Source organism: Cupriavidus basilensis OR16 (assembly GCF_000243095.1).
Taxonomy (GTDB): domain Bacteria; phylum Pseudomonadota; class Gammaproteobacteria; order Burkholderiales; family Burkholderiaceae; genus Cupriavidus; species Cupriavidus basilensis_D.
Genome location: NZ_AHJE01000042.1, coordinates 77,658 through 92,513, shown reverse-complemented (window position 1 = coordinate 92,513; position 14,856 = coordinate 77,658). Strand labels below are relative to the sequence as shown.

The 14,856-nt window shown below is 68.1% G+C and carries 11 protein-coding genes; 5 read left to right on the top strand and 6 right to left on the bottom strand.

Features of this window, described 5'->3' with window-relative positions; all coding sequences use genetic code 11:
• Positions 1–100 precede the first annotated feature (100 nt).
• Together OR16_RS47730 and OR16_RS15855 are read left to right on the top strand one after the other, a co-directional pair.
• Entirely contained in the window at positions 101–3,979 is a 3,879-nt protein-coding gene (locus tag OR16_RS47730) for a filamentous haemagglutinin family protein (RefSeq protein ID WP_043419937.1), read from the top strand.
• 67 nt (positions 3,980–4,046) lie between these two features.
• The gene (locus tag OR16_RS15855; protein WP_141639878.1) at positions 4,047–4,493 is read left to right on the top strand and encodes a hypothetical protein; all 447 of its coding nucleotides are present in this window, start codon (positions 4,047–4,049) and stop codon (positions 4,491–4,493) included.
• Between the two features lie 20 nt (positions 4,494–4,513).
• On the opposite strand, the gene OR16_RS15850 is transcribed toward OR16_RS15855, so the two are convergent.
• A complete protein-coding gene (locus OR16_RS15850) occupies positions 4,514–5,056 on the bottom strand; it encodes a GNAT family N-acetyltransferase (RefSeq protein WP_006158962.1) in 543 nt (180 codons plus the stop codon).
• Positions 5,057–5,152: 96 nt separating this feature from the next.
• Positions 5,153–5,887 (bottom strand): IclR family transcriptional regulator domain-containing protein, encoded by a 735-nt coding sequence (locus OR16_RS15845; RefSeq protein ID WP_272942853.1) that lies wholly within the window; start codon positions 5,885–5,887, stop codon positions 5,153–5,155.
• A 233-nt stretch (positions 5,888–6,120) separates the two neighbouring features.
• On the opposite strand from OR16_RS15845, the gene OR16_RS15840 reads away from it, so the two are divergent.
• Complete coding sequence (locus tag OR16_RS15840; RefSeq protein ID WP_006158960.1) at positions 6,121–7,758, top strand: acyl CoA:acetate/3-ketoacid CoA transferase; 1,638 nt, start codon at positions 6,121–6,123, stop codon at positions 7,756–7,758.
• A gap of 185 nt (positions 7,759–7,943) precedes the next feature.
• Positions 7,944–8,942, top strand: coding sequence for a Bug family tripartite tricarboxylate transporter substrate binding protein (locus OR16_RS15835; RefSeq protein WP_006158959.1), 999 nt, complete (start codon positions 7,944–7,946; stop codon positions 8,940–8,942).
• Between the two features lie 144 nt (positions 8,943–9,086).
• On the opposite strand, the gene OR16_RS15830 is transcribed toward OR16_RS15835, so the two are convergent.
• From OR16_RS15830 to OR16_RS15815, 4 genes are all read right to left on the bottom strand, one after another.
• Positions 9,087–10,856: a flotillin family protein gene (locus tag OR16_RS15830; protein ID WP_006158958.1), complete on the bottom strand. Its 1,770-nt coding sequence runs from the start codon at positions 10,854–10,856 to the stop codon at positions 9,087–9,089.
• 66 nt (positions 10,857–10,922) lie between these two features.
• On the bottom strand, positions 10,923–11,582 hold the full coding sequence (locus OR16_RS15825; RefSeq protein WP_006158957.1) for a YqiJ family protein: 660 nt from the start codon (positions 11,580–11,582) through the stop codon (positions 10,923–10,925).
• Between the two features lie 63 nt (positions 11,583–11,645).
• Positions 11,646–12,335, bottom strand: coding sequence for a PspA/IM30 family protein (locus OR16_RS15820; protein WP_006158956.1), 690 nt, complete (start codon positions 12,333–12,335; stop codon positions 11,646–11,648).
• Between the two features lie 70 nt (positions 12,336–12,405).
• The gene (locus OR16_RS15815) at positions 12,406–12,900 is read right to left on the bottom strand and encodes a hypothetical protein (RefSeq protein ID WP_006158955.1); all 495 of its coding nucleotides are present in this window, start codon (positions 12,898–12,900) and stop codon (positions 12,406–12,408) included.
• Between the two features lie 440 nt (positions 12,901–13,340).
• Between OR16_RS15815 and OR16_RS15810 the strand changes: the two genes are divergently transcribed.
• On the top strand, positions 13,341–14,831 hold the full coding sequence (locus OR16_RS15810; protein WP_006158954.1) for a DEAD/DEAH box helicase: 1,491 nt from the start codon (positions 13,341–13,343) through the stop codon (positions 14,829–14,831).
• Positions 14,832–14,856: the final 25 nt, after the last annotated feature.

Genomic DNA, 14,856 nt, shown 5'->3' with positions numbered 1-14,856 from the left:
GCCGACACCCACTACGGCCTGGTCTCGGTGAACGTCGTGTTGCCGGGCACCGGCCTGCCTGGCGAATACGTGCCTGCCTGGCGAATACGTGTGGGCGGGGATGGTCAAGAACCTCAACGATCTGGGGCTTGGCGTGCTGGTCATCAAGGTCAAGGACGGCACGCCCCCGGTGTACAAGGCGCAGCTGCAGCCGGCCCGGCAGCAGCTCTTCAGCGTGCTGCGCACCGGCACCGGCGACCTGGACCTGATCTCGGGCGGCGACTTCACCATGACCTCGCCGTTCGGCGTGTACACCGCCGGTACGCAGTCCGCTGGCGTGGGCGCGGCGTACAACCTGCCGCGCGCCAACGCCTTCGACGGCACGCTGCTGGGCCCGGATGGCACGACGTTCACGCCGTATATCGATGGCGGCAGCCAGAGCCTGTACCGCGCCTGGTACCCGGAGCACGGCGGCAACGTGCTGGTACGTGCCCAGGGCGACGTGAAGGGTGACCTGATCGGCGTCAGAGGCGGCCAGTACCGGACCGACGCGATCGGCAGCATACGCGCCCACGTCGGCTCCACCGCCGTTGGCAACTGGCTGTGGCGCCAGGGCACCGGCAGCGCCGTGACAGGCAGCGAAGGCGTGCCCACCGCCTGGTGGGTCAACTTCGGCAGCTATGTGGCCGGCCCGACGGATGGCTACGACCTGTTCTCGAACGCGCCGTTCCTGGTCGGGTTCACCGGCATTGGCACGCTCGGTGGCGGCAACCTGGTGCTGGAGGCCGGCGGCGACGCCGGCATGCTGTCGTCGCGCATGACGGCATCCGGCAGCTTTGTGTCCCGCAGCCAGGGCCTGAACCTGGCGGTGGCCAGCACGGGCCGCGTTTCGGCCGATGGCAAGCAGCTCGCCCTGACCGGCGGCGGCGACCTCGACATCCGTATCGGCGGCGGGCTCAATCCGGTGGCGGAAGTGCGCGCCTTCTCCTCGCAGACAGGTGACGTTACGCCGGCGACCCGCTACTCGGGGGTGCATAGCGATCTCAACAGCACCTTCGTCAACCTGCGCGGGGCGTTGCGCATGGAGGCCGGTTCGGTGGGCGGCATCGAGCTGCGTTTTGACCGCGCGGATCCCGCCGAGTCGCGTGCCTACGACGTGTACAAGGCCACGTCTTCCATCGCCGGCGGCGGGCCGGTGCTGGTGCCCGGCGATGCCGGTGTGCGCATCGACACGCGCGGCGACCTGGTGCTCGGCGGCGTGGGTGACGCCGGGCGCGTGGCGCTGGTCAACAACGGCACGCCGTTCCGGGCCAATGGCGCCAGCTACACCGGCGACGGCTGGACTTGGTTCTCGCTGTGGACACCGGGCACCGCCATCGACCTGTTCAGCGCGGGCGGCAACCTGACGCCATCCACGGCGGCGGCAGACGATAGCTTCGCCAGCAACCACTCGGCGACCGACGGGCGTTTCATGATGCCGTCGGTGCTGCGCGCGGTGGCGGCCAGTGGCAGTTTTTACTATGGCAATTCCAGCACCGGCGCCATAGATGGAACGAACCGGCCGGTCCAGTCCAACACCACGCTGATGCTGGCCCCGTCACCGGTGGGGCCGCAATATGCCCGCACGGGGGCGGGCCAGCTGGAGCTGCTGGCCGCCGATTCGATCTACGCCGGCGGCTATGGGATCACGCAGTCGGGCGCCGATCCCACGGCCCTCCCGAATCCGTTCAACGCCGCCTTCAGCGGCAGCACGGTGAAGATCGTCTATGGCACGCTGAAACTGAGCAATATCAGCCCGGACGGGCTGGCTGCCAGCGTGTTCCTGGCGAACAACGGCGGCGCAGGTACGTACCAGGCCTACCCGTTGTTCAGCTTCACGCCGCCCACGGCCTCGGGCTACGCGGTCCCCGGCAGCCAGCCGGCGCGCTTCTATGCGGTCGATGGCGATATCGTCGGCCTGCGCACGGGGTCGATCATTTCCCGTGCCAATGGCGTCGGTTCGGCCCTCACATTCGGTAACTGGTATGAAGGCGGCGGACCGGTGGCGATCCGCGCGGGGCGCGACCTCGTCAACGCGGGCACAGCGCTGGGCGAGGCCGAAGACGTGCCCGTCGATGGCCACGGCTGGTACATTCCTCCGCGCCGCGGCGACGGCACCTTTGCCGAGAAACCCGTCCCGGTGCTGAACGCCAGCGCGCGTGGCAACCTGATCGTGCACAACAACGCGGACGATGTGTCCGTAGTTTCCGCCGGCCGCGACATCCGCTTTGGCAACTTCTACGTGGCCGGTCCGGGCTTGCTGGAAGTCACCGCCGGGCGCGACCTGTACATGGCCGACCGGGCCGAGCTCAAGAGCATCGGGCCGGTGGTCAACGTGACCCCGGGCGACCGCGGCAGCGGTGCCAGTATCGCCGTTGCGGCCGGCGTGGGCCGCAACGGGCTGGACTTCAACGCCTTCGCCCGGCGCTACCTCGATCCCGCCAACCAGGCGGAAGCGGGCCGCGCACTTGCCGACCAGCCGGGCAAGGTGGTGGCCGTCTATGGCGGCGAGCTGAAGCTGTCCGACTGGCTGCGCGCCCAGTTCGGCTACGCGGGCGACGAGGCCGGCGCGCCGGCCTGGCTGCAAGGCAAGCAGGCGGAACTCGACAGCGCGCGCCAGCAAGCCTTGGCCGCGGGCGCGGCCGCCACCAACCGCGACCTGCGGCGCGAGTACGGGCTGGCCGGCCAGCTGCATCTGGTCAACTGGCTGAGCGGGCGCTTTGGCGGGAAAAACGGCCTGGGCCTGCACTTCGACGCGGCCAGCATGGACGCTCGGCAGTTCTTCGCCGCGTTGCCGCCCGAGCAGCAGCGGGCTTACCTGCGCAACGTGTACTACGCCGAGCTCAAGGCCGCGGGGCGTGAGTACAACCAGGCGGGCGGCCCGCGCGAAGGCAGCTACCTGCGCGGCCGCGAGGCCATCGCCACGCTCTTCCCCACGCATGACGCGCAGGGCAACGCGCTTGCCTACCAGGGCGACCTGACCATGTTCAGCAGCGCCAACTACTACGCCCCGGTCTCCGACGCGCGCGCCACCAAGCGCCCGCTCAAGGGCGTCACCTACCTGCGGCGCGACGCGTACAAGGCGGCCGGCAACCCGTACAACATGGGTGTGTACGACCTGCTGGATGCCGGCATTCACACGGACTTCGGCGGCGACATCGACATCATGACGCCGGGTGGCCGCACGCTGGTCGGCGTGGATGGCGGCTTCGTCCCGGGCGAAGGCTCGGGCGTGCTGACGCAGGGGGCGGGTGAGGTCCAGATCTACGCCAGGGACAGCATCCTGCTGGGGCAAAGCCGCATTTTCACCACCTTCGGGGGCAACATCCTGGCCTGGTCGGCGCAAGGCGACATCAACGCGGGCCGCGGTTCCAAGTCCACCGTGGTCTACACGCCGCAGCGGCGCGTGTACGACAACATCGGCCTGGTCACCCTGTCGCCCACCACGCCAAACACCGGCGCGGGCATTGCCACGCTCAACCCGATCCCGGAGGTGCCGCCGGGCGACATCGACCTGATCGCGCCGCTGGGCACCATCGACGCGGGCGAAGCCGGCATCCGCGTGTCCGGCAACGTCAACCTGGCCGCGCTGCGGGTGGTCAACGCCGAGAACATCCAGGTGCAGGGCAAGGCCACCGGCATCCCCGTGCTCGCCGCGGTGAACGTCGGCGCGCTGACCAATGCCAGCGCGGTGGCTTCGCAGGCGGTGAGCGCGGCGCAGGATGCGCTGCAGCGCGAGCGCACGGCGGCGCGCCAGGGCTTGCCGTCGATCTTCACGGTGCGGGTGCTCGGCTTTGGTACCGATGCGGACGAGGCAGCGCCCAAGGCGAAGGAAGGAGCCAAGGCAGCGCCGGCCAGCTACGACCCCAACGGGGTGGTGCAGGTGCTGGGCCAGATGGAATTGAGCGAAGCGCAGCTCAGCCAGCTGAGCGCCACGGAGCGCCGCAATCTCCGGCGCTGAGCACGTGGCGGGGGCGCGCCCGCGCGGGCGCCGGCTGCAATGGCGCAGCCCGTGGTGGGCGTGGCAAGTGTTGTCATGGAGCGTGGCGACACTGGCCGCGCCTACCTTCCTCACCATCGGCGTGCTGCTGATGCAGGACGCGCGCAGCGATCATCCGTTCTTCTGGCCGGCGCTGATGGGGATCGTGGCGGCAGCCAATGCCGTGGCGATCCTGCGCATCAACCACCTGCACCGGCGCGCCGCGTTCACCGGACGCGCGGCGCTGGCGCTGCGGTACTCGTGCGCCGGGATGTCGGCGGGGTGCGCCATGTTCCTGACGCTGGGCTGGTGCACGGGCGTGTTGCCGGACATGGTCATGCCGATGGCGGGGACGGTCGATGCGGCCGCGCCCGTGGTGGAGACGGCGCCGTGGAGTGCGGCGATTGCGGTGGTGTTCGGCGTTGGCTCTTTCGTGCATGCCGGCGTGCTGCATGCGTGGATCGGCTTTTGCCATGCGCAGGAGGGGGCTGGCTAGCCTCGTGCGCAGGCTGGCGGCTAGCCTGACTTGCGTATCACCGGCCGCGTGAAGATCAGCGCGGTCTCCGTGCCGGCGGCGTCGGGATCGTAGAGGTCCCAGTCCATCCCGCACAGCGAGAATCCCAGCGCGCGGTAAAAGCCAATGGCCGGGTAGTTGGTGTTCTGGGTTTCTGCGCGCAGGCAGCGGGCTGGCGTGCCTTGCAGCAGGCGGTTGATTTCCCCCAGCAGCACGCGGCCGATGCCGGTGCCGCGAAACGCGGGCGCGACGAAGATGGCGCTGAGCAGCGCGGACCGGTTCCAGGGTTCCAGCCTGGCGGCGGCAAAGCCGCCGATGTCGCCGCTCGTGCTCTCGAAGACCAGGGCGTGGTCTGCCTTGGCGCAATCGTGCTCGAAGCCGGAGGCGTCGTAGTGGTTGAGCACGGATTGCCCCAGCACCTGTTCCACGAGCCAGATGCCCAGCGGGCCGCTTTTGACCGCATAGATGCGATCGGTCTCGTAGGTAGTGTCGAGCCTGAGGATGCTGGCGCCGTCACGCGCCCAGTCGAGCGGTCTGATAGTCATGCGGTGATGCTTTCCAATGCGGTGCGTGCCGGCCTTGACCCGTTTCCCATTCTAGGCTCCGCGCCCAGGTTGTGCATCGGTTGGACACCGGCGCGATCAACGCCGGCGCAGCAGCGCCTCGATCTCTCCCGCGGCGTGCCTGAGCGCCGGCAGGTAGTGCTGCCCAAGATGCGCCGCATCCCGGCTGCCCAGCACCATGCTGAACCCAAGTCCCGCCACCACCTTGCCGGACTCGGCGCGCACCGGCACCGAGATGCCGGCGAAGCCGTCCACCAGTTCGCTGATCAGCGTGCAGTAGCCGTCGCTGCGCACCTGCCTGAGCGTGCGCGTCAGCGCCGTGCGCGAGCTGACCGTAAACGGGGTGAGCTTGCGCAGCCGCGCGGTGGCAAGGTAAGCCTCGAGCGCGTTGTCGTCCAGCCCGGCCAGCAGCACGCGGCCGAGCGAGTGGGCGTAGGCCGGCATGCGCCGCCCTACGCCCATGTCCACGCGCAGGATCTGCGGCGGCTCCTCGCGCGCCACCAGCGCCACCGATTCGCCGTCGAGCACGCCGAGCGAACAGGTTTCGCCCGCCTGCTCGGAGAGCGCCTTGAGGTACGGCCCGGCCAGTTGCGGCAGGTTCATCGACGCAAAGTAGGCGTAGCCCAGGTCCATCACGCGCGGCGTGATGGAAAAGTCCCGGCCATCCTGGGCGACATAGCCGTTGTGCTGCAGGGTCAGCAGCAGCCGCCGCGCCGCGGCGCGGGTCACGCCGAGCTGCTCCGCCACGTCCTGCATGGTGAGGCTCCCCGCGCCGGAGGCAAACAGGCGCAGCAGCGCCAGGCCATTGGTCAGCGAATCGAGCAGCTCTTCCTTTTTCTGCGGGTTGGCCGGGGGCGTTTCGGGGCGCCGGGGGCGTTTCGGGGCTGTCCATGGCGTGGGTAGACGGAAATAGGGTGATTTTAGTGCGCTGAGCGCACTTGCGCGATGCCGGCATGACTACGTATGATAGGCCTTTTGCGAACAAATGTTCGCAGAACGCGGGCGCGCTCAGGCGCAGCGCCAAGAAGAACACGATGGAGACAGCCATGAAGGTCATCAGCGCGCAGCAGGCTGCTGCGCTCGTGCAATCCCGGTGGACCGTGGCCAGTGCCGGCTTTGTCGGCGCGGGCCATGCCGAGGCGGTGACGGACGCGCTCGAGCGCCGATTCCTGGACACGGGCATGCCGCGCGACCTGACGCTGGTGTATTCGGCGGGGCAGGGCGACCGCGGCGCGCGCGGGGTGAACCACTTCGGCAATGCGGGCATGACCGGGTGCATCGTGGGCGGTCACTGGCGTTCCGCCACGCGCCTGGCCTCGCTCGCCATGGCCGAAGCGTGCGAGGGCTACAACCTGCCGCAGGGCGTGCTGACGCACCTGTACCGCGCCATCGCTGGCGGCAAGCCTGGCGTGCTGACCAAGATCGGCCTGCATACGTTCGTTGATCCGCGCACGGCGCGGGATAGCCGCTACCACGGCGGCGCCATCAATCGCAGCGCGCAAGCGGCGATTGCCGAGGGCCGCGCGAACTGGGTCGAGGCGGTCGATTTTCGCGGCGACGAATACCTGTTCTATCCGAGCTTCCCGATCCACTGCGCGCTGATCCGCTGCACCGCGGCCGATACGCGCGGCAACCTGAGCACGCACCGCGAGGCGTTCCACCACGAACTGCTGGCGATGGCGCAGGCGGCGCACAACTCGGGCGGCATCGTGATCGCGCAGGTGGAGTCCCTGGTGGACCACCACGACAACCTGCAGGCTATCCACGTGCCCGGCATCCTGGTCGACTATGTGGTGGTGAGCGAGAACCCGGCGCATCACCAGATGACGTTCGCGGAGCAGTTCAATCCGGCCTACGTGACGCCTTGGCAAGGGGAAGCTGCCAGCATGGCCAACGCCGCTGTGCCCCCGGTGCCGGCCGTGCCCCCCGTGCTTGATGCGCGCACCATCGTGCAACGGCGCGCGGTGCTGGAGCTGGCGCGCAGGCAGCCGCGCGTGGTGAACCTCGGGGTTGGCATGCCAGCCGCGGTCGGCATGCTGGCGGTGGAGGCCGGCGTCGGCGGCTTCACGCTCACTGTGGAAGCCGGCCCCATCGGCGGCACGCCCGCGGATGGCCTCAGCTTTGGCGCGTCGGCGTATCCGGAAGCGATCATCGACCAGCCGGCGCAATTCGATTTCTACGAGGGCGGCGGCATCGATCTCGCCATCCTCGGGCTGGCCGAACTGGACGGGCACGGCAATGTCAATGTCAGCAAGTTCGGCGAAGGCGCCGAAGCGTCGATCGCCGGCGTCGGCGGCTTTATCAACATCACGCAGAGCGCCAAGGCTGTGGTCTTCGTCGGCACGCTCACCGCCGGCGGCCTAGAGGTGCGCGCCGAGAACGGCACGCTGCGCATCGCGCGCGAAGGCCGCGTGAAGAAGATCGTGCCGCAGGTCTCGCACCTCAGCTTCAACGGCCCCTATGTAGCCTCGCTGGGCATCCCCGTGCTCTACATCACCGAGCGCGCCGTCTTCGAGATGCGGCCCGACGCCATCGGCGCCGAGTGCCTGACCCTGATCGAAATCGCGCCCGGCATCGACCTGCAGCGCGATGTGCTGGACCAGTGCGCCACGCAGATCACCGTGGCGCCCGACCTGCGCACCATGGACGCGCGCCTGTTCCGCGCCGGGCCGCTGGAGCTCTGAAGCTGCGAGGCATCCGGGCTTCGGCCCGCTGCCAGGCAGCCCGATAACAAACGGCCGCCCACGAGCGGTCATGGAGGAGGTCATCGAAGCATTGTCCTGTCTTTCCCGTTAGTTTTGCTGGATCGCCGACGCGCGCGGGCTGTGGGCCGGCACGCGTCATTGCTGGATTACGTTTCAAGTTCATCATGCAGAAGACAAGCCGCCGTATTTTTTCGCGCCGCCTGGGCGCGGCCATCCTGGGCGCAGCCCTGCCGCTGTGCGCGCCGCAGGCATTCGCGCAAGCCTATCCCTCCAAGCCGATCCGTCTCGTGGTGCCGTTCCCGCCGGGCGGGCCGACCGATACCGCCGCGCGCATCATCGGCCAGAAGATGGGCGAATCGCTCAAGCAGACGGTGGTGGTCGACAACCGCCCGGGCGCTTCGGGCACGATCGGCGCGCAAGCCGTCGCCAAGAGCGAGCCGGATGGCTACACGCTGATGGTGCTGGCCACGCCCACGCTGCTGGCGCCGCACCTGATCAGCCGCAAGGGCTACGACATCTTCAAGGATTTCGCGCCGATCGGTTCCGCCTACGACCTGCCTATCGTGATGGTGGTCAATCCGCAGGCCATGGCGGACGTGACCGACCTGCAGCAGTACATTGCCCGCGCCAAGGCCAGGCCCGGCGCGCTCAACTACACCAGCGCGGGCAACGGCAGCTTCGGCCACCTGTCCACCGAACTACTCAAGAGCCTCGGGCACTTCGACGTGCAGCACGTGCCGTACAAGGGCAGCGCGCCGGCAATTTCCGATCTGCTGGCCGGCCAGGTGCCGATGATGTTCTCGGACATGATTGCGGCATTGCCGCATATCAAGGCCGGCAAGCTGCGGCCGATCGCGGTGGGCTCGGCCAAGCGCGTGAGCTTCACGCCGGATGTGAAGACGGTGGCGGAGCAGGGCTTCCCCGGTTTCGAGGCCACCGCCTGGGGCGGCCTGCTGGCACCCGCCGGCACACCCAAGGACGTGATCGCCAAGCTGTCGGCCGAACTGAAGGCGGCGCTGGCGGATCCGGTGGTGCAGGAAAAGATGCTCGGTGCGGGCACCGTCGCTGCGTACCAGCCGCCCGAGCAGCTGGCGTCGCGCATGCGCAACGACTACAAGAAGTGGGGCAAGGTGATCCAGGACAACGGCATCAGGGGCGACTGAGTCCGGTTGGCCCAATCGACGGTTGCTGGCGCGAGGCTGGATCAGGCAGCAACGCAAAACGGGCCGCATGCGGTCAGTGCATGCGGCCCGTTGCCTAGCCTGTCTGCCGTTCAGCCAGCCCGTCAGCCAGCCGTCAGCCAGCCGTCAGTTGCTGGCGTTGCTTCCCGGCTCGATCTTCGGCGCGTTGCCGGCATGGCTGGCGTGCTTCAGCGCCAAGACCTGCGCATCGTCGGTGTGCGACTGCGCCGCCGCGAGGCCGGGTACCAGGCCCTGCAGCGAGCCGCCGGCCAAGCCCACTTCCTTGAGCAATGAATCGATCAGCGGCGCATGCGCGCGGTAGGACAGCGCAGCGGACATCGCCTGCTCGGCGAGATTGCCGTTGCCATTGCCATTGCCGCCACCGTTGCCTGCGTCGCCGGTTGCCGCCGCGCCGCCGCGGTTGAGGCCGTCGACCTGGATGATCTTGATGCCGTCGATTGCCTTCATCGGCTCCACGCTCTGCTGGATCACGCCCGGCAGCGCCTGCAGCAGCGCCAGCTTGAACTTCAGGCTGGTCTGGTCCGATGACAGCGCGTTGATGGCGTCGTTGAGCGCGCGCTGTGCCTCGGCCTCGGCCAGCCCCTTCTTGCGCGCGGCCTCCGCCAGTTCGACGATGGCGGTGGCCTGCATCTGCGCCGCCTCGCGCTCGGCGCGCGCTTGCGTGGTGACGTGCACGGCCTGGGTCTCGGCTTCCTGCGCGGCTTCGATCAGGGCCACTTGCTTGGCCCGGTCGGCTTCGGCGGTGCGCCGCGTGGTCTCCACCATCTGCTCGGCCTTGACGGCTTCAGCCAGCGCCTCGTTGGCGCGGCCCTGCGCCTGCGATTGCGCTTCGGATTTGGCGGCGATCACGATGGCCTTTTCCTGCTCGGCGATTTCCGTCACCTTGGCCTGCTCGATGGCCGCCATCTGGGTGACGCGCTGCTGCTCGATTTCCTTGACCCGCACGTCGCGCTCGGCCTCCACCTTGCGCGTGCGCACGGCCTGCTCGCGCTGGATTTCGGACTCCTGCACCTGGCGCTCGGCGGTGATGCGGCTCTGTTCGGCTTCCTGGCGGCGCTCCGCTTCGTAGGAGGCGATGCGCGCGTTCTGCTCGGCGGTGCGGGTTTTCACCTGCTGTTCCTGTTCGAGCTTCATGAACGATTCCTGCTGCTCGATCTCCAGCTTCTTGGCCAGCGCATCGCGGTTCTTCTCGCGCACCGAGACTTCGGTGTCCTGCTCGACCTCGTTGCGTTCCTTGCGGCGCCGCTCGGTTTCCTGCGTGAGCTTGGTCAGGCCCTCGGCATCGAAGGCGTTGTTGGGGTCGAAGAACTCCTTCGAGGTCTGGTTGAAGTTGGTGAGCGACACGCTCTCCAGTTCCAGCCCGTTCTTGGTCAGGTCCTCGGCGACGGTGTTCTGCACGCCCTGCACGAACTGCTCGCGCGCATCCTGCAGGTCCTGCATGCTCATCTGCGCGGCAGTGGAGCGCAGCGCATCGACGAACTTGTCGTCCACCAGCGCGCGCAGGCTCTCCGGTGCCAGCGTGCGCTGGCCCAGTGTCTGCGCGGCGGTGGAGACGCCTTCCACGGTGGGCTTGACGCGCACGAAGAAGGCCACCACCACATCCACCCGCATGCGGTCTTTGGTGATCAGGCTGTCGCGTGAGGCGCGGCTGACCTCGAGCTTGAGTGTGTTCATGTTGATCGGGATGATTTCATGGAACACCGGCAGCACGATGGCGCCGCCGCTCATGATCACCTTTTGCCCGCCTAGCCCCGTACGCACGAAGGCGCGCTCGGCCGATGCGCGCGTGTACAGGCGCGAGAAGATCAGGCCGATGATGCACAGGCCGATTACGCCGGCCAGGCCGACGACACCCCAGAAAATGATGGAATCCATATTGGTTCTGACACTCCCTTAGAACTTGGAAAAAAAGACCGCGGACGCCTTGCGCCCGCGTGTGGCCTACAGCAGGTCAGGCCGCGGGTTGACGATGGCGCGATACAAGGTGCCGGAGGTACGCGCGACGATCAGTACGGTCTCGCCGCGCGGAAAACGCTGGCCCGGCTCGTCCGGCTCGACACGCAGGTAGTGGGCCTGGCCGTATTCATCCACCAGGCGCGCTTCCGCCGGATTGCCCGCGGAGGCCTCGCCAACCGTGACCTGGGCAACGCGTCCGACGAAGTCGAGCTCGGAGATGGCGGAGGATTCGTCCTGCGGAAAATAGCGTCCCACCAGGCCGCCAGTGGTCCGCACGAAGGGCAGGGCGCCCAGCGTGGCAAGCGCCACCGCGACTGGCACGGGCAGCAGGTGGCCGGCCACGGCAGCCATCACCCACTGCAGGAGCAGGCCGGCAATGGCGAAGCCCGTCAGGAACAGCACCACCAGCATCAGCAGCGGCACGCGCCCCACATGCAGCCAGCCAAGGAACTGGCCGATGGCGCCGGCATCGGCCGCGCTGGCGTCGGTGTGGTCCAGCGCGAAGTGCGTGACCAGGAAGCTGTCGGCCTGCTGTGACAGGCCGAAGCCAAGCAGCAGGGCCAGCGCCTCCAGCACGCCGATGACTACCATCAGGCCAATCGCCACCACGAACGGGGCATTGCCCGGCAATAACAGCTGATTCATTTCGGCTTTCTTATCGTGCTGAATCGGTCGGGGGCGGCGGAGCCGGTGTTTGGCGTGCGGCGCTCAGGAGCGCGCCGCGCCGCGTCCGGCCTTCAGGCGCTCGAGGCGTTCGTTGACGCGCTGTTCCTTGTGCAGTGTCTCCAGCCGCTTGAGCAAGGAGGCATCGGCGCTGGAGTTGCCGGCGCCGAGCCCTGCCACGCCCGTGGCGCTGGTCATGGCGCGGTTGAAGCCTTGCTCGAGTTGTTCGGCACGCACGCCGGCGCTGGCTCCTGGTGCGGCGCCAACGCTGCCACCGCGCTCGGTGGCAGAGCGCGCGGCCACCATGCCGGCCAGCGCCTGCTCCATCTCCGCGCGCTTGGCGCGCAGGCCAAGCAGGTCGGTTTCGGTCGCCTCGGATTTCTCCACGGCTTCCTGCAGGCTGCCGTTGAGCGTGCCGAGCTGGTCCTCGAGGTCGATCTGGCGCTCGGTCCCCGCGCGTGCCGCGGCGTCGTCGCCTTGGTTCAGCGCCACCGTGACCTGCTCGTCGAGCCGCTCGATCTCGTTGTTGAGCCGCGCGATGGCCTTGGCGGCCTGGTGCTTGGCCGCCTCGTGCTGGCCGAGCCCGACCCGCGCCTGCGCGATCACCTCGTCGAACTCGCGCAGGTACTGCTCCAGCACGGCTTGCGGCGTGCGCGCCTCCAGCGAGCTGACCAGCGCGTGCACATTGGCGGTCAGCAGTCGTTTCACACGGTTACCCAGGCCTTCTGTCGTCATGGTGTGTTTCCTCGGTGCATCGATAAGGCGCCGCTTGGGCGGCGATGGCGCAACACAAAAAATCAGGGTTTCAGGTGGCTTGCCGAGCGCTCTGGATCAGTTTTGCCAGTTCTAACACTTCGGGGATGTAGGCGTCCAGTACGGCCGGGTCGTAGGCCGGCGTGCGCTGGGTGACCCCCAGGCGCAACAGGCCCAGCAGCATGCGCATGGCGCGGGCGGTGAGGCGCGCCTCCAGGTCGCGCGCTTGCGCCGGCGCCTGGTCCCCTGACGGCACGCCGGCGATCAGGCTGGCCATCAGCTCGGGCAACTGCATGGCCAGCAGCGGGACGATGGCCGAATGCTGCTGGTGATCGTGCTCCAGAGCCTGCGTGGCATCGAGCAGGGGGCGCACTTGCTCGCGTAGCAGCGAGACGCAGCCGATGTAGTCGGACGAGCCGTTGGCGCGCCGGCGCGCGTCGGCCAGCAGGGCGCGGATCTTGTCACTGGGGCTGCTGGCGCCGGGCAGCTGGATGCTGGCCAGCCAGGCGAGATCTTCTTCGGGGATTCGGACGGAGACGGTTTGCATCGGGATTGGCCTGGAGTGACTCACTGGAATCAAGCATAGGCCGCGCGTCATCGTTTGTATACGTTTGAAAACAAAAAATGACGTGTGCGGTCCGGTGCGCTTGCCGGAGAAGGGCGGCGGCCAGGTGCCGGGACTTAACGACAACACGGCCGGTGACATGAAGTTGAAATCCACGGCGTGGAAACTGGCGTAGCCGCCACACCCGCACTACCCTTAAATGGGCCGCTAATGCTACAATCTAAGTCTTTGATTTACATGAGCTATTGATCTCGCGGCGGAATTGCCCGCAGAGGCACGGACAGACGACGGTTTGCGGTGGCATGCGGCAGCACAGCGCGCCCCAGGCAGCCGGCCCTTAAATCCATGCGCAGATCGCCCCCGCTCGGTTCAAGACGCGTGTCCGTTGGCGCCGGGTTCGCCTCCTGCAAGACACGGAAACCATGACGACTACGACCACTGACCAGACCACCCCCGAGATCACCTTCGATAGCTTCGGGCTAGATGCTCGCATCCAGCGCGCGCTGTCCGAGCAGGGCTACACCAAGCCCACTCCCATCCAGGAGCAGGCGATTCCCGTGGTGCTGCAGGGCAAGGACGTGATGGGCGCGGCCCAGACCGGCACCGGCAAGACCGCCGGCTTTGCGCTGCCGATCATCCAGCGCCTGCTGCCGCTGGCCAGCGCCAGCGCTTCGCCCGCCCGCCATCCGGTGCGCGCCCTGATGCTCACCCCCACCCGCGAACTGGCCGACCAGGTCTACGACAACGTGGCCCGCTACGCGCGCTTCACGGACCTGCGCAGCACGGTGGTGTTCGGCGGTGTCGACATGAACCCGCAGACCGAGGCCCTGCGCCGCGGCGTGGAAATCCTGGTGGCAACCCCGGGCCGGCTGCTCGATCACGTGCAGCAAAAATCGGTGAACCTGTCGCAAGTGCAGATGCTGGTGCTGGACGAGGCCGACCGCATGCTCGACATGGGTTTCCTGCCCGACCTGCAGCGCATCATCAACCTGCTGCCGGCGCAGCGCCAGACGCTGCTGTTCTCGGCCACCTTCTCGAGCGAGATCAAGCGGCTGGCCGCCAGCTACCTGCACCAGCCGGTCACCATCGAAGTGGCGCGCAGCAACTCGGCCAACGAGAACGTGCGCCAGACCGTGTTCCAGGTCGAAGACGGCCACAAGCAGGCCGCCGTGGTGCACCTGCTGAAGAAGCGCGCCGCCGAAGGCCTGTCGCGCCAATGCATCGTCTTCGTCAACAGCAAGATCGGCTGCTCGCGCCTGGCGCGCCACCTGGAGCGCGAGGGCATCAACGCCGCCGCCATCCACGGTGACAAGACCCAGACCGAGCGCATGCAGACCCTGGATGGCTTCAAGCAAGGCAATATCGATGCGCTGGTCGCCACCGACGTGGCGGCGCGCGGCCTCGACATTCCCGACATGCCCTGCGTGATCAACTTCGACCTGCCGTTCAGCGCCGAAGACTACATTCACCGCATCGGCCGTACCGGCCGTGCCGGCGCCAGCGGCGATGCCCTGTCGATCTACGTGCCGGCCGATGAGCGCCTGCTGGTCGATATCGAGAAGCTGCTCAAGCGCAGCCTGCCGCGTACGCCGCTGGACGGCTTCGACCCCACCGGCGCCGGCGCCCGCGCTGAAGAGAGCGACCGCCGCCGTGCCCGCACCGAAGTGCGCCGCCCGCGCGCCAATGGCGACAGCGAGGAGCCGCGTGCGCGCCGAAACGATCCGGCCAGCTCGCGCAATGCGTTCCGGCCGTCCGACGATTCCTTCTTCTCGCGTCCTTACGAGCCGAGCGCAGCGGCGCTTGCCGCGCAGCCCGACGTGATGGACACCAATGCCGCCGCCTTTGGCCGCGGCCGTCCGGCGCCCAAGCGGCAGCTGGCGGCGCTGCTTGGCGGCGTGCCGCGCAAGTCCTGAACGGACTGGCGCGACGCGTAGCGAA